Source organism: Rodentibacter haemolyticus (assembly GCF_015356115.1).
Classification (GTDB): Bacteria; Pseudomonadota; Gammaproteobacteria; order Enterobacterales; family Pasteurellaceae; genus Rodentibacter; species Rodentibacter haemolyticus.
Map to the genome: position 1 here is coordinate 645,110 of NZ_CP063056.1, position 20,893 is coordinate 666,002.

Genomic DNA, 20,893 nt, shown 5'->3' on the forward strand with positions numbered 1-20,893 from the left:
TCAATTATTTTTCACCGTAAACGGTAATTTCTACACGGCGGTTAGGTAAATTACATTGATTTTTTGCCGCACCGGTTAAGGCGGAACAATTCGTGACCACCGGCTCTTTCTTACCGAAACCGATAGCTTTGACCGGTGCGGTAATCCCCGCTTGTTGTAACTGTTGTTTTACGCTATTTGCGCGTTTTTCAGATAGGGTTTGGTTGTAGCTGTCCGAACCGAGATTATCGGTGTGACCGCCCACCACAATGTGAGAAACTTTTAAGGTTTTTACCTGCGCCATAAAGTTTTCTAATTTTTCTCTGCCCGCCGGAAGAATGTCTTTGTAACCGAATTTGTTGAAAGCAAATAATGCGTTGCTATCTACCGCTATCGCTGCAATCACGACCGGAGGTTGGCAGTTGTTTGCACTCGGAACACGTGATAAGGTTTGGTTTTCTTTCGGTAAGTTGGCGATTTCTTGCTCGGCAACTGACGGCTCTACTCGCGCTAAATAAGGTTGGCCGTTCGCACCTTGAGACACTTTCACATAAGCAATGTCGCCCACCGGTAAGGTGTAGCTTGCCCCTTGGGTTCGATTTCCGAATTGTTGATTTGAGCTAAGGGAGGTACTGAATAAATGTTTATCCGCACAAACAGCGACGGCACTGTATGCATTCGGAAGCAGTGAAGCTTGATAATCGCCATCAACATAGATATTGGTTGCGCCACCTTGGGCATCATCTTGACGATAAAAAACCGCTAAGGCTTGATTTTCACCGAGTTGGGTTTCTAATTTCGTTTGGCTAAAATTATGCCATAGTTCTAAAGGTTGATTCGCATCACGGGCACAACCGCTTAACGCAAGCACAACCCCGACTCCTAACAATGTTTTTTTCATACGTAGTCCTTTTTTATGATTTAATTTGATACTCACTTCCTTTTGCCAAATGGCGACCGATATCGCCAAATCGCACGGAAGGTTCGTACAAGGCGCTGATAAATTTCAGTAACTTGAGTTTAATAAAAAAACAAAAAACCCAAGGCTGACGGTTTTTAATAAATAAAAACCGTCAGCCTTGGGTTTTGCCGATAGGAAGAAAAATTTACGCTATGACAGTATGCTGTGCTGTGCTGTGCTGTGCTGTGCTGTGCTGTGCTGTGCTGTGCTGTGCTGTGCTGTGCTGTGCTGTGCTGTGCTGTGCTGTGCTGTGCTGTGCTGTGCTGTGCTGTGCTGTGATTATCAGTGTATGTCTCATATTGTTAAAATAAAAGTGTTTTTAATAGTGTTACTAAATAAAAAATACTTTCTTTGATAAATCCGAAATCATATTTCCGACTTTTTTCTATATTAAAACGTTCATAAAAATGACCGCACTTTACATAATACGACGAGATTGAGTATAGGTTCTTGCCCAATAGTTTTCGCTTAGAGAACTTATTGTCACCCCTTGACTTGAACTGACGTGCATAAATTGATTGTTGCCAATATAAACACCAACGTGATTATTACCACGGAAGAACACTAAATCCCCTTTCTGTAATTCTTGTTTGCTGATTTTACGCCCTAGATGTCGTTGTTCGGCAGTAGAGCGAGGTAATTCAATGCCGTAAGCAGACCAAAATGCAGTTTGCATAAATGCCGAGCAATCAATACCACGTTTATTTGTTCCCCCCATTCGATAACGCGTACCGACCCATTCATTGTAAACGCCGGCAAGAGCTTTATCACCGATTAAACCGGTTCGAGGGCGATTTGTCCTGAGTTTATGATGGAGATTAGATTCCCCTTTTTCTAATTTGCCGGTGAGTTCCGCATCACCACTTTCTGAAATACGCCCATTTTGAGCCTGATTAACAGACGTTGAACAAGCCGTTGCAAACATAACCAACCCGACAACCATTAAAATTCGCTTTAACATATTGAAAAAAAATAAACAAAGTATCAATTAAACGGCTTTGATGTTATCAAATATAAGAAAAATAGCCAATTAAAAATCGAACTTTTATGTGAATCTGTGATAAATCCCTCAAAAAAGAAGGCAACCCATAATGCGTTGCCTTTTTAATAATCATGAGAACTTTATTATTTTTTCTTTGCTTTCGCATTCGGAAGATCTGTCACCGAACCTTCAAAGACTTCCGCCGCTAAACCGACAGATTCGTGCAAAGTAGGATGTGCGTGAATGGTTAGTGCGATATCTTCCGCATCACAACCCATTTCGATAGCAAGACCGATTTCACCTAACAATTCACCACCGTTCGTACCTACAATTGCGCCACCGAGAATACGATGAGTATCTTTATCGAAGATTAATTTGGTCATCCCTTCCGAACATTCGGAAGCAATCGCACGACCGGAAGCCGCCCATGGGAATTTGGCAACCTCATAGTTCAATCCTTCTTGCTTACATTCTTTCTCGGTTTTACCCACCCATGCTACTTCCGGCTCGGTATAAGCGATTGATGGGATAACTTTCGGATCAAAATAGTGTTTTTGTCCTGCAATCACTTCTGCCGCAACATGGCCTTCGTGAACCCCTTTATGCGCTAACATAGGTTGGCCGACAATATCACCGATAGCGAAAATATGCGGTACGTTAGTACGCATTTGTTTATCAACGTGAATGAAACCGCGTTCGTCCACTTCTACACCGGCTTTGCCTGCATCAATTAATTTTCCGTTTGGCACACGACCGATCGCCACTAATACCGCATCATAACGTTTGGTATCGTTACAGGCTTTACCTTCCATTGAAACATAAATACCGTCATCTTTCGCTTCAACGGCGGTTACTTTCGTTTCAAGCATAAGTTTGAATTTTTTCTCGATTTGTTTGGTGTAGATTGCAACCATATCTTTATCCGCTGCCGGAATAACTTGGTCAAACATTTCGACAACTTCAATCTCCGAACCTAATGCGTGGTAAACCGTCCCCATCTCTAACCCGATGATACCACCGCCCATAATAAGAAGTTTCTTCGGAATTTCTTTTAGTTTAAGCGCATCGGTCGAATTCCAAATTCTCGGATCTTCGTGCGGAATAAAGGGTAATTCAATCGGGCGGGAACCCGCTGCAATAATTGCATTATCAAATTTGATGGTGGTCGGATTGCCATCACGATCACGTGCAACCAATGTGTTTGGATCAGCAAATGTCGCCAAACCTTCAACTACCGTTACTTTACGTTGTTTCGCCATGCCGGCAAGACCACCGGTTAATTTTGCTACAACCGCATCTTTACCTGCTCGCACTTGGTCTAAATCAATTTTAGGTTCACTAAAATAAACCCCGTTTTTCTCGGCGTGTTTTGCTTCTTCGATCACCTTTGCAACGTGTAATAATGCTTTAGACGGAATACAGCCTACATTCAAACACACACCGCCAAGCGTTGCATAACGTTCAACAAGAACCGTTTCCAATCCTAAATCCGCACAACGGAATGCCGCTGAATAGCCTGCCGGGCCTGCACCAAGTACTACAACTTGGGTTTTAATTTCTTTGCTCATTTTTACCTCGTAAAAACGTTGAAATTATTGACCGCTCTTTTGAGCGATCAGGAAAAAGTGAAAAACGCCCCTCAATCGAGAGGCGTTACGACTACATAATTAAACGACGTAAATCAGCCAATACAGAACCGATATAGCTAATGAAACGTGCACCATCCGCCCCATCAATGACTCGGTGGTCGAAAGATAATGACATCGGGAGAATTAAGCGAGGCGTAAACTCTTTACCGTTCCACACCGGTTCCATCGCAGATTTAGACACACCTAAAATAGCGACTTCAGGCGCATTTACGATTGGTGCAAAATGAGTTGTACCAATACCGCCAAGGCTGGAAATAGTGAAACAACCACCTTGCATATCGGATGCCGTCAGCTTACCTTCACGCGCTTTTTTCGATACTTCCATTAATTCGCGAGACAGCTCAATAATCCCTTTTTTATTCACATTTTTGAAAACCGGTACGACTAAGCCGTTTGGAGTATCCACCGCCACACCGATATTAATGTATTTTTTCAAAATTAAACGTTGTGCGTCTTCTGTAATAGAACTGTTGAAACGTGGATACGCTTCTAATGCTTTGGCTACTGCTTTCATAATAAACACAACCGGTGTGATTTTCACGCCAAGTTTTTGTTTTTCGGCTAATGCGTTTTGTTCTTTACGGAATACTTCTAAATCCGTGATGTCGGCTTTATCAAAATGCGTTACGTGCGGAATCATCACCCAGTTACGATGTAAATTCGCACCTGAAATTTTATTGATACGGCTTAATTCAACTTCTTCAATTTCACCGAATTTACTGAAGTCGACTTTCGGCCATGGTAATAAGCCTAAGCCTGCGCCATTTGCCACACCGTTACCTGCAGCAGCAACTGCCGCCGTACTGCTTTCGTAGGCTTTCACCGCTGTTTTAACGTAAGCCTCAAGATCTTCTTTAACGATACGACCTTTGCGCCCCGTACCTTTTACTCTGTCTAAATTTACGCCAAATTCACGAGCTAAGCGGCGAATCACCGGTGTTGCATGCGCATAACCAGCACTTGCGACAACCTGTTCTTGACTTAAACCTGAAACATTACCGCTTTGTGTCGGTTGTGCTGCCGGAGTAGGCTCCGGTTGTGCACTCGCTGCAGCAGCTTGTGCAACAGGAGTTGCAGGTGCCGAACCTGCAACTTCAAAGCGCATAATTAATGAACCGGTTGATACTTTATCACCTGATTTCACTAAGATTTCTTTTACCACGCCGGCAAAGGGTGCAGGTACTTCCATTGAAGCTTTATCACCTTCCACGGTGATTAAAGATTGTTCTTCAGAAACCTTATCCCCCACCGAAACCATAATATCGGTTACGTTAACCTCGTCTCCCCCGATATCCGGTACATTCACATCTTTAATAGCTGCAACCGTAGCAGCCGGTGCTGCTGTTGCTTCTTGAACAGGCGCTGAAACTGTAGCTGCAGCGCCTGCAACTTCAAATTTCATAATTAATTTGCCGGTGGTTACTTTATCACCGACATTAATTAAAATTTCTTTCACCACACCTGCGATTGGCGCCGGAACTTCCATAGAGGCTTTGTCACCTTCAACATTGATGATGGATTGATCAACATCAACAGAATCACCGACTTTCACCATAATTTCCGTTACGTTGACTTCATCAGAACCGATATCCGGTACATTGACTTCAACACTTGCGGCCGTTGGTGCAGCTGTCGATTCAGTTGTAGGTACAGGCTGAGCTGGCGCTTCTACTGCAGAATCTAAAACGAGCATTGGTGTGCCGGTAGTCACTTTATCACCCACTTTAACTAATACTTCTTTTACGACACCTGCTTCCGGTGCAGGAACTTCCATAGAAGCCTTATCACCTTCTACATTGATAATGCTTTGATCCACCGAAACGGTATCACCCACTTTTACCATTACTTCTGTGACGGTAACTTCATCACTACCGATATCAGGAATTTGAATTTGTTTTGACATTTTTTGTTCCTTAATAAAGTGCGGTCAAATTTACAGGTATTTTTGACCGCAGTTTCCATCAATTACGCATAAAGCGGATTGATACGATCGACATTCAAACCGAATTTTGCAATGGCATCCGCCACAACCTGATTTGTTACCGTACCTTCTTTCGCTAATTGAGAAAGTGCGGCAACCACAACATAACGGGCATCCACTTCAAAATGTTCACGTAAGTTTGCACGGCTGTCAGAACGACCGAAACCATCCGTACCAAGCACGTGGTAGTGTTTGGTCGGTACAAACGCACGGATTTGATCCGCATAAGATTTAATATAGTCGGTTGCGGCAACTGTCGGTAAATCGTCTAACACCTGTGCAACATAAGGGACACGTTGTTCTGCCGTTGGATGTAATAAGTTCCAACGCGCAACATCATGTCCTTCACGCGCCAATTCATTGAATGACGGTGCGGAGAATACATCGGAAGTAACACCGTAGTCATTTGCAAGGATTTGTGCCGCTTCACGAACGTGGCGCATAATCGCCCCTGAACTTAACAATTGAACGTGACCTTTGCCTTTTCCTTCAACCGTTTCAAATTTGTATAGACCTTTACGGATGCCTTCTTCCGCACCGGCCGGCATTGCCGGCTGATCCATTACTTCGTTCAATGTGGTCATATAGTAGAACACATCTTCTTGTTTTTCGCCGTACATACGGCTGATACCGTCTTGCATAATCACTGCGACTTCAAATGCGAATGCCGGATCGTAAGTGACACAGTTAGGAATCACACCTGCTTGAATATGGCTGTGGCCGTCCTCGTGTTGTAAGCCTTCACCGTTTAACGTCGTACGACCCGAAGTACCACCGATCATAAAGCCGCGTGCCAGCTGGTCACCGGCCGCCCACATCATATCGCCTACACGTTGGAAACCAAACATCGAGTAATAAATAAAGAACGGGATCATCGGTTGATTATTCACAGAATAGGAATTAGCTGCAGCCAACCAAGAAGCGGTTGCCCCCAACTCATTGATACCTTCCTGTAATACTTGACCGTCTTTTGCTTCACGATAGTAAGCCACTAAATCACGATCCGAAGGTACATAGTTTTGACCATGCGGGTTATAAATACCGATTTGACGGAATAACCCTTCCATACCGAAAGTACGGGCTTCATCCGCAATGATTGGTACAATCGTTTTACCGATATCTTTATTTTTTAATAAGATATTTAATGCACGGGTAAATGCCATCGTCGTTGAAATACCACGCGGTTGCTCTTCAAGTAAGGCGTTAAATTCTTCTAATGCAGGGACTTTGTACTCCACGTCAAATTTAGCTTGACGGGCAGGAACATAACCGTTCAATGCTTGGCGATGTCCGTGCAAGTAATTGTGCTCTTCGGAACCTTCCGGGAATTTAATATATTCAAGATTTTCAACTTGCTCATCGGTTAATGGCAATTGGAAGTAATCACGGAAACCTTTAAGGCTCTCATAAGACATTTTTTTAGATTGGTGAGCGGTGTTTTTACTTTCCGCCTCAGGGATTTTATAACCCTTAACCTGTTGCGCTAAAATAACAACTGGTTTCGTTGCTTTCTGTGCTTTTGCGTATGCGGCATAAAGTTTTTCAGAATCATGTGCACCACGGCGTAATGCCCAAATTTCATCATCTGTCATATCGGCAACTAATGCCGCCGTTTCAGGATAACGACCGAAGAAATGTTCACGAATATAAGCGCCGTTTTTAGATCTGAAGGTTAAGTAGTCACCATCAACCACTTCCATCATTAATTGAGCCAATTTACCGGACGTATCTTTGGCGAATAGTTTATCCCAGTTGCCACCCCATAATACTTTGATCACTTCCCAGCCTGCACCGGTAAATAAACCTTCTAATTCTTGAACGATTTTGCCGTTACCGTTTACCGGGCCGTCTAAACGTTGAAGATTACAGCTTACCGTAAAGATTAAATTATCCAATCCTTCACGTGCCGCAAATGTTAATGCGCCTTTGGATTCGATTTCATCCATTTCACCGTCACCAAGGAAAGCATAAACTTTTTGATCTTTTGTATCTTTTAAACCACGATTATCTAAATACTTTAAGAAACGCGCTTGATAGATCGCATTGACCGGGCCTAAACCCATTGAAACCGTTGAGAATTGCCAAAATTCAGGCATTAATTTCGGATGTGGGTATGAAGATAAACCATCCGCAAACGCTTCTTGACGGAAGTTATCTAATTGTTCTTCTGTTAAACGACCTTCTAAAAATGCACGTGCATACATACCCGGTGCAGCGTGGCCTTGGAAGAAAATTAAGTCGCCACCGTTTTTCTCGGTTGCCGCTTTGAAGAAATGGTTGTAACACACTTCATACATCGTTGCAGCAGATTGGAAAGTAGAAATATGACCGCCTAAGTCAAGATCTTTCTTCTGACTACGTAAGACCATCGCAATCGCATTCCAACGAACGGCAGAACGAATACGGCGTTCAACTGCATGATCGCCCGGGTAAGCCGGCTGTTCGGAAACAGGAATAGTATTCACATAATCTGTGGTTACGCCTGTCGGTAACGAAACACCATTAGTACGTGCTTGACCGATTACCTGTTCAATAATGTATTGCGCACGTTCAACGCCTTCTTCACGAATCAAAGAATCCAATGATTGTAACCAATCTTGAGTTTCGATTGGATCCACGTCATTTTTTAAAATCTCAGACATAGGTTTTCCTTATCTGTTATCAAGTGAAAGTTAGTTTAGCCGAAAGCCAAACACGAATATTAAAAATGCTTGCCTTAATTTTACAAACATTTAACAAATCTTGTAAATTTTAGAAGATTTTTTTAAATAAAGATAGTGAATTTTCATCAAAGTCATTTTTTCTCTGCGTTCTCTTTGTGCAATTTACAGAAAAGTGCGGTCGTTTTTCAAAAAGTTTTCATCGGATAATCAGAGCAATCAGTAAAAGATTGCATTCATATAAGGATTACTCTAAAGTCTGCTCATTGTTTCTTTTAATAAAAGGATAAATAAATGAACTCCACTTTTCGAACCCTTTCTCAACATAAACGCATTGCACTTGTCGCCCACGATAATTGCAAACAAAGTCTGATTCAATGGGTGCAAAAACACGAAACCGCCCTCGCCGCGCATCAACTTTATGCAACAGGGACTACCGGACATTTACTGGCTCGTAAAACAAACCTCACCATTCAGCCGTTATTAAGCGGACCGATGGGAGGTGATCAACAACTTGGCGGTCTCATTGCAGAAAAGAAAATCGATATGATGATTTTCTTCTGGGATCCGATGAACGCCGCTCCGCACGATCCCGATGTAAAAGCATTAATGCGTATTGCAACCGTGTGGAATATTCCCGTTGCGATAAACCAAACATCTGCGGATTTCTTACTTACCTCCGCTTTGTTTGCACAAAACGTTGAAATTGAAATTCCCGATTATGAAGGGTATTTAAAAGAACGTTTAGGCTAAAATTTGAATAAAAATTTGTTGTTTTTTAACCGCACTTAAAAATCAAAAAGGAGATAAATCACTTTATCTCCCCTTCGCTATAGTGAATTAACGTGATATTGAGGCACTCATTAACAACATAAAGATAATACCTTGAACCTGTTCTTCCGGTACAACATTACCATTTAATTTCAGTTCACCGTTTTCAAGCGCAAGTTTCATACTCACTGATTTCTCACTATTCACCACAACGCCGTTTTCCGCACCTTGTATCGCTAATTCTTCTATCCGGGTGTTAAGATTTGCTCTTTCTTGTTCCGGTACAAACTTCGCAAGAAAGCTTTCAGCAGATGCTTTATCCAACCAAACCTCTACCGCAAAATCTTTAAATTGTTTGTAAAGATTGCCACGCATTAAATCAAAGGTTGGATTTTGGGCAAGCGCAATATTTAAATCTAAGGATAATTTGCCCTGCTCATCGGAAATTGAAATCGGGTTGAGCTTCACCTGCGGCTGATTATCAAAAATTGCCTTACCATACTGAGTAAACCAAGTTTCTAAAATTTGATTAACGACTACATTTGCATTATCGTCTTTCGCTGTTCTCAAAATATTCACAAATGCTTCCATAAGCGCATTTACAGCATTGCCTTCAATATGATTAAGCTCAAAATTATAAATCACTTTACCCAACGCTTTATCATCAATCATCATTGAGTCCGTTGAACTCGTACCCTTTATATCGACAAATTCACCATCAAGGCTGACTTCAGATATACCTTTTACACCTTTCTCAGCAAAAGAAAAGGGCTTGCCATTTTTATCCAAACTCGTCATCACCATACTTTCAATCGAAGATGAACCTTTCCCAGCGTAGAGGTACGCCCATTTCGTCGGCTCAAAAGTCGTATCATATTGCATCCCTTTCCACTGCACCCGCAAAGATTTTAAATTGTTTTGATGAGCGCGGCTTTCGGTATTATCAGATAAATCGGCAGCGATTTCATCGGCAGCAAAATGATAAGAACCGGAAAGATCTTTATTCACATCAAAATCCATATTCATTTTTGACCAAGTCAGTTTATTGTTTGATTTTTGATCTAACAATTCACCCGCAGCCAATACCAAACCGCCTTTCGTGGCTAAACCATAACCGGTAGAGGCCTGATATTGAATCGGCTTATCGGATTTCGTTGCATCAAACAATGGCTGTGTCGTTTCATTCTGTCCGATAAATCCTTCTGCCGCATACATTGCCGGCACTAAATTAAATTTGGCCAATTGGTTAAGAGGCAATGGACCATGATATATTTTGGTTGAAAAGGGAATCGTCCATTGTTTTTGTTCTTGCGGAAGTGAAATCACGATTTCATCTTCCACTTGAGAACTAAACAGGCTGCGTTCAAATTGTTTATTTTTCAATACAACATTGAAAGAGTCCGACACATTCAATGCTTGGAAGCGTTGATTTGTCAGTTCAATTTGGCGCTTATATTCGCTTTCTGCCGTTTTACCGGTAAACCACGCCCCACCAATCCAAGCTACGCCAAGCAACGCAACCACGCTAACCGCTACTTTTGATTTTTTCATAAATTATCCTTTTGACTCATTAAAAATTACTCACAATTCTACCGCACTTTTCAGATTTCACCATCTTTTATCAAAATTTTTACAACTCTCCCTCTTGAAGTTTAGCGGTTCGTTCTTATTTTGCAAAACAAGAACGGAAATGACCGCACTTTAAAGAAGAAAGTAAAATTTTTTAAAACTTTCTCTTGAAATACAAAAGAATATCCACATCTTACAGTTCGTAGCAAATTACACTGAATTTTAAAATTTTACTTAGGAGTACAAAATGGGAAAAATTATTGGTATTGACTTAGGTACAACCAACTCTTGTGTGGCGGTAATGGACGGTGATAAACCTCGCGTTATTGAAAATGCGGAAGGTGATCGTACAACCCCGTCAATTATTGCTTATACAAACGATAACGAAACTTTAGTGGGTCAACCGGCAAAACGCCAAGCGGTAACCAACCCGAAAAATACATTATTTGCCATCAAACGTTTAATCGGTCGTCGTTTTGAAGATGAAGAAGTAAAACGCGATATTGACATTATGCCGTTTGAAATCGCACGTGCCGATAATGGCGATGCGTGGGTAAACGTAAAAGGCGATAAACTGGCTCCACCGCAAATCTCTGCCGAAGTATTGAAAAAAATGAAGAAAACCGCAGAAGATTTCTTAGGTGAACCTGTTACCGAAGCGGTAATCACCGTACCGGCATACTTCAACGATGCGCAACGTCAAGCGACGAAAGATGCGGGTCGCATCGCAGGTTTAGAAGTAAAACGTATCATCAACGAACCGACTGCTGCTGCATTGGCTTACGGTTTGGATAAAGGTCAAGGTAATAAAACTATCGCCGTGTATGACTTAGGGGGCGGTACTTTCGACTTATCCATTATCGAAATTGATGAAGTGGGCGGTGAAAAAACCTTTGAAGTATTAGCAACCAACGGTGATACCCACTTAGGTGGTGAAGACTTTGACACCCGTGTAATCAACTATTTAGTAGATGAGTTCAAAAAAGAGCAAGGCGTAGATTTACGTAATGATCCGTTAGCAATGCAACGTTTAAAAGAAGCGGCGGAAAAAGCGAAAATCGAACTTTCTTCTTCACAACAAACCGATGTGAATCTTCCTTACATCACAGCGGATGCAACAGGACCTAAACACTTAAACATTAAATTAACCCGTGCAAAATTAGAATCCTTAGTTGAAGATTTAGTAGCGAAATCCCTTGAGCCGGTTCGCATTGCATTAAAAGATGCAGGGTTAAGTGCTTCTGAAATTGATGATGTGATCTTAGTGGGTGGTCAAACCCGTATGCCGCTTGTTCAACAAGAAGTGGAAAAATTCTTCGGCAAAGCACCGCGCAAAGATGTAAACCCTGATGAAGCGGTGGCTATCGGTGCTGCGGTACAAGGTGGTGTATTAGCCGGTGATGTGAAAGACGTATTATTGTTGGATGTAACACCATTGTCACTTGGTATTGAAACTATGGGCGGTGTAATGACCACCTTAATTGAGAAAAACACCACGATTCCGACCAAAAAATCGCAAGTGTTCTCAACAGCGGAAGACAACCAAAGTGCGGTAACTATCCACGTGTTACAAGGTGAACGTAAACAAGCCTCTGCCAATAAATCTTTAGGTCAATTCAACCTTGAAGGCATTAACCCTGCTCCACGCGGTATGCCGCAAATTGAAGTTACCTTTGATATTGATGCGGACGGCATTATCCACGTATCAGCGAAAGATAAAGGCACAGGTAAAGAACAACAAATCACCATCAAAGCCTCTTCCGGTTTAAGCGATGATGAAATTCAACAAATGGTACGTGATGCGGAAGCCAATGCCGAAGCTGATCGCAAATTTGAAGAATTAGTCCAAGCACGTAACCAAGCGGATCACTTGGTACACAGCACGCGTAAACAATTAGAAGATGCCGGTGATAAAGTTTCTGCAGCGGATCGCAGTGTTATCGAAAGTGCATTAAGCGATTTAGAAGCAGCTGCAAAAGGCGAAGATAAAGCGGTCATCGAAACGAAAATCCAAGCCCTTGCGGAAGCCGCTCAAAAACTCGCTCAAACAGCACAGCCACAAGGCGAACAAACTCAAAGCAACAGTAAACCGAATGATGATGTTGTTGATGCAGAGTTTGAAGAAGTGAAAGATAAATAATCTTTCTAAAAAGTGCGGTCATTTTTAGCCGCACTTTCAGCTAAAGGGCGGCAACGCCCTTTTAGCGTATATAAGGAAAAATGATGATTTTAATCAATAAAAAGTGGGAAAGGTATGTTCTTACCCCTTTTGCCGTTTTATCTATGTCAGGTTTTATGTCTTTTACGATGATGTGGATAATGAAAGGCTTTTTTGACGGTTTTATAGAAACTTGGTTGCATAATTGGGCAACCGCTTTTCTTGTCGCTCTACCGTCTGCATTTATCATTCCGAAATATGCAATAAAACTTGCAGTAAAGGTATTTAAAATAAAATTTGTAGATGATAAGAATTAGTTATGGCAAAACAAGATTACTACGAACTTCTCGGCATCTCAAAAGGTGCGGATGAAAAAGAAATCAAGCGGGCTTATAAAAAACTTGCGATGAAATATCACCCGGATCGCACCCAAGGTGATAAAGAGAAAGAAGAAAAATTTAAAGAAATTCAAGAAGCCTATGAAGTCCTAAGCGATAAGGAAAAACGCAGCGCTTATGATCAATATGGTCATGCTGCCTTTGAACAAGGTGGTTTTGGCGGCGGTGGATTCGGTGGCGGATTCGGCGGTGCGGATTTCGGTGATATGTTCGGCGATATCTTCGGTGATATCTTCGGGGGCGGTGGTCGTTCACGCCAGCGTGTCGTTCGCGGTGAAGATTTACGCTATGACATTGAAATCAGTTTGGAAGAAGCGGTAAAAGGCACGACTAAAGATATCCAAATCAACACCCTTGCCCATTGTGATAGCTGTGATGGCACAGGTGCGGAAAAGGGTTCTAAAGTGGAAACCTGCCCGACTTGTCATGGCGCCGGTAGAGTTCGCCGTCAACAAGGTTTCTTTGTTTCTGAAACAGTGTGTCCGACCTGTCACGGCTCCGGCAAGAAAATTGAAAAACCTTGCCATAGCTGCCATGGCGAAGGACGGGTTCACAAGAAAGAAAGCCTTTCTGTCAAAATTCCCGCCGGCGTAGATACCGGCAATCAGCTTCGTTTGGCCGGTAAAGGTGCAGCAGGTGAAAATGGCGCACCGGCAGGTGATTTATATGTGGTTATTCACGTAAAAGATCACCATATTTTTGAACGTGACGGCAATAATCTTTACTGTGAAGTGCCGATTAGCTTTGCAACTGCTGCGTTAGGTGGCGAAATCGAAGTACCGACCTTAGACGGCAGAGTAAAACTCAAAATCCCAGCCGAAACGCAAACCGGAAAATTATTCCGTATGCGAGGCAAAGGCGTTCATTCCGCACGTAGCGGTTATGCCGGTGATTTAATTTGCCGCATTGTGGTAGAAACTCCGGTGAACTTAAATAGTGAGCAAAAAGAATTACTGAAAAAACTTGAAGAAAGCCTACAAGGAAAAGGGTTAAGTAAACATAGCCCGAAATCTTCCGGCTTTTTAGACGGGGTGAAGAAATTCTTTGATAATTTAGGTAAATCCGATAAATAAATATAGAAAGAAATCTAAAACTTTAATCCTCCTATAAAAATTAAAGGGATTGTTTTCAGTATCATACCGGGAACAGTCCTTTTATCTATTCTATATTATGGAAATCTATATCATTGATAAATGCTTGCTCCCACTTCCCCTTAAAAATATTCTCCTTTCCATTTTAGAAAAAAGCAATGTATTTTAATTTAACGCCTTTTTTATAGTAATAAAATTTCAAACTGTGTAACTATCCGTGTTACTAAAAACTGCGGTTAAAGACGAATAACGGCGTTAAGCTAAGAAAGGTAAACTAGCGATAAAGCCTTGTGCTTACCGGCATTAAAAAAGCCTTTCGAGAAGTTACGAAAGGCTTTGAAAAGTGTTTTGGTGCTCTGGGCGAGACTTGAACTCGCACGACCTATGGTCACTACCCCCTCAAGATAGCGTGTCTACCAATTCCACCACCAGAGCGTTAATTTGTTTATTACCCTATTATTGCGGGATATCGCTATTTTTGTTATCTACTGCAGGTGCAACTTGTTGCTGTTGGATTTGTTCCGCTGCTTGAGATAAATCATCAAACGCACCTTTCTCAACATTGTTACGATGAGAATTTAGATTACCTAATACCAGTGCGATAATGAAGAAAATTGTTGCTAAAATTGCACTTGTGCGGGTTAAAAAGTTACCTGCACCGGCTGAACCGAACATTGTGCCTGATGCGCCGCCGCCAAAAGATGCACCGGCATTCGCACCTTTACCTTGTTGAACGAGGATAAAGCCAATCAAAGCTATCGCAACAACAACGTAAATAAATAAAAGAACTTGATACATTTTTTCTACTCTAAATTGCGAATCACGCAAGAAAACTGGGGACGGATATTATAAGTTTTTTGCCGCTTCCGCAAGTTTTTTTTCTTGTTTATTATTCGATTGTATCAACTTTAATCAACTTTGCTTTCAGGCGAAAATTCTTGTGTTTTTTTGACCGCACTTTTACGTGGTTTCGTTGTTGTTTTTATGGCTCGTTTCACTTGGCTTAATTGACGTAATGCATTGAAATCAACAAAGCGTACTAAATCCGGTAGCATTTGATTCACCCCGTACATAAACTGTTGGTAAGTTGCTTTTTTTTGACTAATGTCCGTGAGCTGAGCCTCCCAATGTGCGGTCATATCCGGCTGAGTTGCAATTTCAGGTAATGCTTGAATCAAAATTTTTCCCGTTTCCGTGCTGTGAATATTACGCCCTTTTTTAGTGAGAAAGCCACGTTTAAAAAGCAGTTCAATAATACCGGCGCGGGTGGCTTCCGTCCCGAGCCCATCAGTTTCACGCAGAATTTTTTTCAGTTCTTTATCTTGCACAAAACGGGCGATTCCCGTCATTGCCGAAAGTAATGTCGCATCGGTAAAAGGCTTTGGCGGCTGTGTTTTTTTACTCACAACTTCCCCTCGTTCACAGTGGAGAATTTGCCCCTTTTTTACAATCGGCAAAAGCGGCTCTTGGTTTTCCGTTTCATCTTCTTTCCCCAGTAGCTCCTTCCAACCAGCCGTTTGCAAATTTCGTGCTTGTGCGATAAAGGTTCCACCGGCGATATTTAGTGTGATTTTACTTTTACGATATTCCGCCTCCGGACAAAACTGCATTAAATATTGACGTGCGATTAAGCTATAAATATTACGCTCATCATTCGTTAAATTCACAGCTCTACTTTTCGCTGTCGGAATAATTGCATGATGCGCCTCGACTTTTTTATCATTCCAACTGCGATTACGCTGATTGACATTCACCGCATTCGGTAAGGTTTGATAAACCTCACAATGTACCGAGATGGCGTTTAATACATGATGACGTTCGGCAAAATGTTCTTCCGGCAAATAGCGACAATCCGAGCGAGGATAAGTGATCAAGCGGTGCGTTTCGTATAAACGCTGGCAAGTATCCAGTACGGCTTGTGCCGACATACCAAAACGCTTCGCCGCATCAATTTGCAAAGCGGATAATGAATAGGGCAAAGGTGCAATCTCTTTTTCACGAATGTCTTTGTAATCCTTCACTTCAGCCGGCTGCCCCGTAATACGTTTTACGACATTTTCTGCCAAACCTTTGGAAAGGATTCTCCCGTCATCGTCTTGATAATCTTCACAAGCCTTACTTGGTTGCCATAATGCACTAAAAAGTGCGGTCGATTTTTCATTTGTTTTTTCGGGTTGATTCTCAGGATTAATCCACGCCAAGACTTCAAAAAAATCTTTTGGTTGAAAATGTTCAATATCCAAATCACGGCGTACAATGAGTCCCAACACCGGCGTTTGTACCCGTCCGACGGAAAGTACGCCATCATAGCCTGCTTGTCGCCCTCGAATGGTATAGGCTCTGGTCATATTGATGCCATAAAGCCAATCGGCACGCGCACGTGCCAGCGCAGAAGTGGCAAGGGGAATAAAATGACGATTCGGTTGTAATTTTTTAACCGCCTTTTCGACCGCACTCGGGTTGAGATCACTAATGAGACAACGTTGAATTTGATCCCGTTTTTCCGCACTCAAATTCGCATAGCTAAACACTTCATCTACCAGCAATTGCCCTTCGCGATCCGGATCACCTGCATTCACCAATTCATCGGCTTGATGAATCAGTTTTTCCACCACGGAAAGTTGTTTTTTTACTTCTTTTCGTGGCAAAAGCTGCCATTTCTCAGGGATTATAGGCAAATGTTCCAAGCGCCATTGTTTAAATTTAGGATCGTAAACATCCGGTTCGGCTTGTTCGAGCAGATGCCCCACGCACCAAGTGACGATATCTTTATCGCCGCATTTGATAAATCCCTCACCACGCTGATGGGGTTTTGGCAATACATCGGCAATGGCACGAGCCAAGCTTGGTTTTTCTGCGATAAATAAGCGCATAAAAATAAAAGAAAAATTAGTCGAGCTGACGACGCCCAAGGAAAGAATGCGTCAATGTCGTTCCGTCCACCGTTTCAAGTTCACCGCCAACCGGAATACCGTGTGCAATACGACTGACTTTAATATTATGCAGGCGACAAATTTCCGCAATATAATTTGCCGTTGCATCGCCTTCCACAGTGGGATTGGTGGCAAGAATGACCTCGTGGAAAGATTCTTCAACCAAACGTTTCTGCAATAAATCAAGACCGATTTCACGAGGTCCAATGCCATCAAGCGGAGATAAATGCCCCATCAGTACAAAATAGCGACCGGAAAATTGCCCTGTTTGTTCAATGGCTTGAATATCCGCCGGCATTTCCACCACACAAAGTAAGCTTGAATTTTGACGGCGAGGATTATTGCAAATATTACAAATCTCTTCTTCAGTGAAATCTCGACATTGTGAGCAATGCCCGATTTTAGACATCGCTTCCGTAAGCGCACATGCCAAATTCATTCCGCCGCTCCGATTACGTTGTAGAAGATGATACGCCATACGCTGCGCCGATTTCGGTCCTACCCCCGGTAAACAACGGAGACTTTCAATAAGATGTTCTAAAAGTGGACTGCTTTGCATAATGAAAACGATGGGGAAAATATGAAATGATATAGTGTGTGAATGCCGCCACTCACACATCCTAATAAATTAAAACGGAAACTTCATTCCCGGTGGCAACGGCATTCCGGCGGTGACAGAAGCCATTTTTTCTTTTTGCAATTCTTCGGCACGGCGTACCGCATCATTAAATGCCGCTGCGATTAAGTCTTCCAGCATTTCTTTATCATCCTCCATTAAGGAAGGATCAATATCAATACGGCGACAGTTGTGTGCCCCATTGATCGTAATTTTTACCAACCCGGCACCTGATTCACCGGTTACTTCAAGTTGTGCGATTTCTTCTTGCATTTTCTGCATTTTTTCTTGCATCTGTTGCGCTTGCTTCATCAAGCCGCCCAAACCGCCTTTTCCAAACATAAATGTCATCCTTTATCGAGTCAAAAAATCGGGTGCATTCTAGCGAAAAAATTTGCCTTTGGAAACAGAGAAATTTATTATTCGCCCTTTTGAACAAAACGGCAAAACAGCTCATTTTATGGAAACACGCTACTATATCATCTTCGCTGCCGTGATTCTCGGCTTGCAATTATTCATCTTTATTTTTAACCGCACTTTACATTGGTTATCGGCGGAGAAATTATCTGCACGCGGCAAAAAATACTTGGCGTTAATCACCTTTGGTATTCCCAACCTACTTTGGATTGACCAAGCATTACAACTTGTATCTACGGCACGTACGATTGCTTTCATTTTAGCTTTATTGCTATTTTCCGCTTTTATAAGCTTTGCTATTGTGCTCATTCATTGCCTCTTTAGAAAGACAAAATTCATTGCCCAAATTGACCGCACTTTACGCCTCACCTATCCTTTTTTATTCGCGGGGCTGATTGGCTTAAGCGTTTACAACGCCTACACACCGAAAGTAACGCATTACGAGATTACGCTTGATAAACCAATGAAATCTCTACGCATCGGCGTGGCAAGTGATCTGCATTTAGGTAAATTCTTTGGTGGCAAAGAACTGGATAAGCTTGCGCAAATTATGGACGAACAAAAAGTTGATCTGATTTTGCTCCCGGGCGATATTATGGATGATAACGTCAACGCTTATTTAGCGGAAAATATGCGTCCTCATTTAGAAAAACTGCGAGCCCCAATGGGGGTTTATGCCACCTTGGGAAATCACGATTTCTTTGGCTATCAAAATGAAATCACAGAAGAAATCCAAAGAGCCGGGATTTTTGTTCTTAAAGATCAAATTACTACCATCAATAACGAACTGGTTCTAATCGGTCGGAATGATGATCTGGATAAATCCCGTCCAACCACCGAAGAATTACTAAAACAAGCTGATTTGAATTTACCGATTATCGTATTGGATCACCGCCCTTCAGAAGTAGAAGTGCATTCAACCTTGCCTTTTGATTTGCAGGTCTCGGGACATACCCATAAAGGACAAATTTTCCCTGCGAATATTATTACCGCCTTAACTTATCGAATCGATTATGGTTTGGAAAAGATCGGAAAGCCGTATTTTATGGTAACTTCCGGCTATGGATTCTGGGGGATTCCAATGCGCTTAGGCTCGCAGTCTGAGGTGGTAATTATTGATATGAAGGGAAATCAATAAAGTAAAGTGCGGTTAAAAATAAGGGCATTTTTATTTGTGTCCCTCCAGTAAAATTTTTCAAAAAACGAGTGAATTTTTTCTCTTTTTATATCTCATCACTCGTTTTTTATTGGAATATTTTATTAGAGTCTTATTATCTATGCCCAAACTTAATTTGAGATTATCATCAACCTTACTAATCTCTATTCTTTCATTATATTTTACCTTAGTTTTAAATTATGCTTTCTATAATAAAGTATTAACATTACATCCGTTAACCGGGAGTTCTGAAGATCTTTTTATCTATACGATGCCAATCGTAATGTTTTTTTATATTAAATGCCGCATTTCAAATTTTAGCCTTTCCGATTCTTCATAAAGTGTTCATTCCAATATTACTAGTAATAAGTGCTGCAATATCTTATCACTCAATATTCTATGATATTTACTTTAATGTTGATATGTTAAATAACACCCTGCCAACAACTTGGTCGAAAAGCTCAAGATTAATGACATTAAATTATATTTTATGGGTTATTTTTTCGGTATTATTCCTGCAATTACTTATTTAATAATAAAAATAAAATATAAAACTTGGTATAAGGAAATTGGAGTAAGAATAGTAGTAGTCTTATTTTCAACAATAATTATTGCCGGTATTGGTAAAGGATTTTATCAAGATTATGCTTCATTTTTCCGTAATAATAAAAGCATCACTCATTTATTACTACCTTCTAATTTTATTGGAGCATCAATTAGTAAAGTCCAAGAGAAATTTAAACAAAAAAATGCCCTACATTGAACAAGATTTGCTAGTCACTCAAGATAAACCCGATCCTTATCGACATATAACCGTACTGATCGTAGGTGAAACTACGCGAGCGCAAAATTGGGGATTAAATGGTTACAAACGACAAACTACGCCCCTCTTGGCAAATCGGGGGGAGCAAATCATTAATTTTCGTTCGGTTTCCAGTTGTGGAACTTCTACCGCATATTCCGTACCTTGTATGTTTTCAACTATGGATAAAGATATTGTTGTCGTGCTACACACTATCGGTAGTCATGAACCTACTTATCACGAACGTTATCCGGCGGAATATCGCCGTTTTACACCGACTTGCGATACCAATGAAATTAATAAATGCAGCAATCAGGAATTAGTCAACACCTACGATAACGGTATTTTGTACATCGCTCAATTTATTGACAAAGTGATTACAAAACTAGAACAACGCAACAATGTGGAAAGTGCAGAATTATATGTTTCCGATCACGGTGAATCCTTAAGTGAAAACGGTGTCTATTTACACTCTGCACCTTATGCCATCGCCCCAAAAGAACAAACCCAAGTTCCAATGATTATGTGGTTTTCATCCGCATTCCGTCAAGATGAAGGCATTGATTTTGACTGCCTACGCCGCAATGCCAAACAACAGAAATATTCTCATGATAACTTTTATAGCACGGTATTCGGAGTAATGGATATGTCTCTGGTTAGCGATACCTATCGCCCTGAAAAAGATATTCTAGCAACCTGTAAGAAACAAAAATGAGGAAGCATATCAATATTATCAACAAAATGGGGATACGTTATCCCCATCTTATCAT

The 20,893-nt window shown here is 41.5% G+C and carries 17 protein-coding genes, 1 tRNA gene and 1 pseudogene; 7 read left to right on the plus strand and 12 right to left on the minus strand.

The window, feature by feature from the left end; genetic code table 11:
• Positions 1 to 4: 4 nt before the first annotated feature.
• From IHV77_RS03210 to aceE, 6 genes are all read right to left on the minus strand, one after another.
• Complete coding sequence (locus IHV77_RS03210; protein ID WP_194812572.1) at positions 5 to 880, minus strand: OmpA family protein; 876 nt, start codon at positions 878 to 880, stop codon at positions 5 to 7.
• Positions 881 to 1,085: 205 nt separating this feature from the next.
• Positions 1,086 to 1,238, minus strand: a complete 153-nt coding sequence (locus IHV77_RS03215) for a hypothetical protein (RefSeq protein WP_194812705.1) — start codon at positions 1,236 to 1,238, stop codon at positions 1,086 to 1,088.
• Positions 1,239 to 1,358: 120 nt separating this feature from the next.
• On the minus strand, positions 1,359 to 1,901 hold the full coding sequence (locus IHV77_RS03220; protein ID WP_194812706.1) for an NlpC/P60 family protein: 543 nt from the start codon (positions 1,899 to 1,901) through the stop codon (positions 1,359 to 1,361).
• A 164-nt stretch (positions 1,902 to 2,065) separates the two neighbouring features.
• Positions 2,066 to 3,490, minus strand: coding sequence for a dihydrolipoyl dehydrogenase (lpdA, locus tag IHV77_RS03225; RefSeq protein WP_194812707.1), 1,425 nt, complete (start codon positions 3,488 to 3,490; stop codon positions 2,066 to 2,068).
• Positions 3,491 to 3,581: 91 nt separating this feature from the next.
• Positions 3,582 to 5,474 (minus strand): pyruvate dehydrogenase complex dihydrolipoyllysine-residue acetyltransferase, encoded by a 1,893-nt coding sequence (gene aceF, locus IHV77_RS03230; RefSeq protein ID WP_194812708.1) that lies wholly within the window; start codon positions 5,472 to 5,474, stop codon positions 3,582 to 3,584.
• Between the two features lie 62 nt (positions 5,475 to 5,536).
• On the minus strand, positions 5,537 to 8,194 hold the full coding sequence (aceE, locus tag IHV77_RS03235) for a pyruvate dehydrogenase (acetyl-transferring), homodimeric type (protein WP_194812709.1): 2,658 nt from the start codon (positions 8,192 to 8,194) through the stop codon (positions 5,537 to 5,539).
• Positions 8,195 to 8,506: 312 nt separating this feature from the next.
• Here aceE and mgsA point away from each other — a divergent pair, with 312 nt between their 5' ends.
• Entirely contained in the window at positions 8,507 to 8,965 is a 459-nt protein-coding gene (gene mgsA / locus IHV77_RS03240) for a methylglyoxal synthase (protein ID WP_194812710.1), read from the plus strand.
• Positions 8,966 to 9,052: 87 nt separating this feature from the next.
• Here the strand turns inward: mgsA and IHV77_RS03245 are convergent, their stop codons facing one another.
• The gene (locus tag IHV77_RS03245) at positions 9,053 to 10,534 is read right to left on the minus strand and encodes a YdgA family protein (protein WP_194812711.1); all 1,482 of its coding nucleotides are present in this window, start codon (positions 10,532 to 10,534) and stop codon (positions 9,053 to 9,055) included.
• A 265-nt stretch (positions 10,535 to 10,799) separates the two neighbouring features.
• On the opposite strand from IHV77_RS03245, the gene dnaK reads away from it, so the two are divergent.
• The 3 genes from dnaK to dnaJ all read left to right on the plus strand — a co-directional run bounded on the left by dnaK (position 10,800) and on the right by dnaJ (position 14,181).
• On the plus strand, positions 10,800 to 12,692 hold the full coding sequence (gene dnaK / locus IHV77_RS03250; protein ID WP_194812712.1) for a molecular chaperone DnaK: 1,893 nt from the start codon (positions 10,800 to 10,802) through the stop codon (positions 12,690 to 12,692).
• Positions 12,693 to 12,775: 83 nt separating this feature from the next.
• On the plus strand, positions 12,776 to 13,027 hold the full coding sequence (locus IHV77_RS03255; RefSeq protein ID WP_228550029.1) for a DUF2798 domain-containing protein: 252 nt from the start codon (positions 12,776 to 12,778) through the stop codon (positions 13,025 to 13,027).
• A gap of 2 nt (positions 13,028 to 13,029) precedes the next feature.
• Entirely contained in the window at positions 13,030 to 14,181 is a 1,152-nt protein-coding gene (gene dnaJ, locus IHV77_RS03260; RefSeq protein ID WP_194812713.1) for a molecular chaperone DnaJ, read from the plus strand.
• A 367-nt stretch (positions 14,182 to 14,548) separates the two neighbouring features.
• Here the strand turns inward: dnaJ and IHV77_RS03265 are convergent.
• The 5 genes from IHV77_RS03265 to IHV77_RS03285 all read right to left on the minus strand — a co-directional run bounded on the left by IHV77_RS03265 (position 14,549) and on the right by IHV77_RS03285 (position 18,090).
• Positions 14,549 to 14,634, minus strand: a tRNA-Leu gene (locus IHV77_RS03265).
• Positions 14,635 to 14,655: 21 nt separating this feature from the next.
• Positions 14,656 to 14,997: a preprotein translocase subunit SecG gene (gene secG, locus IHV77_RS03270; protein WP_194812714.1), complete on the minus strand. Its 342-nt coding sequence runs from the start codon at positions 14,995 to 14,997 to the stop codon at positions 14,656 to 14,658.
• A 110-nt stretch (positions 14,998 to 15,107) separates the two neighbouring features.
• Positions 15,108 to 17,072, minus strand: coding sequence for a DNA topoisomerase III (locus tag IHV77_RS03275; RefSeq protein ID WP_194812715.1), 1,965 nt, complete (start codon positions 17,070 to 17,072; stop codon positions 15,108 to 15,110).
• 16 nt (positions 17,073 to 17,088) lie between these two features.
• Positions 17,089 to 17,691 (minus strand): recombination mediator RecR, encoded by a 603-nt coding sequence (gene recR, locus IHV77_RS03280; protein ID WP_194812716.1) that lies wholly within the window; start codon positions 17,689 to 17,691, stop codon positions 17,089 to 17,091.
• 69 nt (positions 17,692 to 17,760) lie between these two features.
• Positions 17,761 to 18,090 carry a YbaB/EbfC family nucleoid-associated protein gene (locus IHV77_RS03285; RefSeq protein WP_005629464.1) on the minus strand — a complete coding sequence of 110 codons (330 nt, stop codon included), beginning with the start codon at positions 18,088 to 18,090 and terminating at the stop codon, positions 17,761 to 17,763.
• A 118-nt stretch (positions 18,091 to 18,208) separates the two neighbouring features.
• On the opposite strand from IHV77_RS03285, the gene IHV77_RS03290 reads away from it, so the two are divergent.
• The 3 genes and pseudogenes from IHV77_RS03290 (at position 18,209) to IHV77_RS11915 (ending at position 20,838) form a co-directional block, all read left to right on the plus strand.
• Entirely contained in the window at positions 18,209 to 19,303 is a 1,095-nt protein-coding gene (locus tag IHV77_RS03290; RefSeq protein ID WP_194813209.1) for a metallophosphoesterase, read from the plus strand.
• Positions 19,304 to 19,662: 359 nt separating this feature from the next.
• Positions 19,663 to 20,084, plus strand: a pseudogene (locus IHV77_RS11910) (phosphoethanolamine transferase domain-containing protein).
• Positions 20,071 to 20,838 (plus strand): phosphoethanolamine transferase, encoded by a 768-nt coding sequence (locus IHV77_RS11915; RefSeq protein WP_232842171.1) that lies wholly within the window; start codon positions 20,071 to 20,073, stop codon positions 20,836 to 20,838. The pseudogene IHV77_RS11910 and the gene IHV77_RS11915 overlap by 14 nt, the downstream one beginning before the upstream one ends.
• Positions 20,839 to 20,893: the final 55 nt, after the last annotated feature.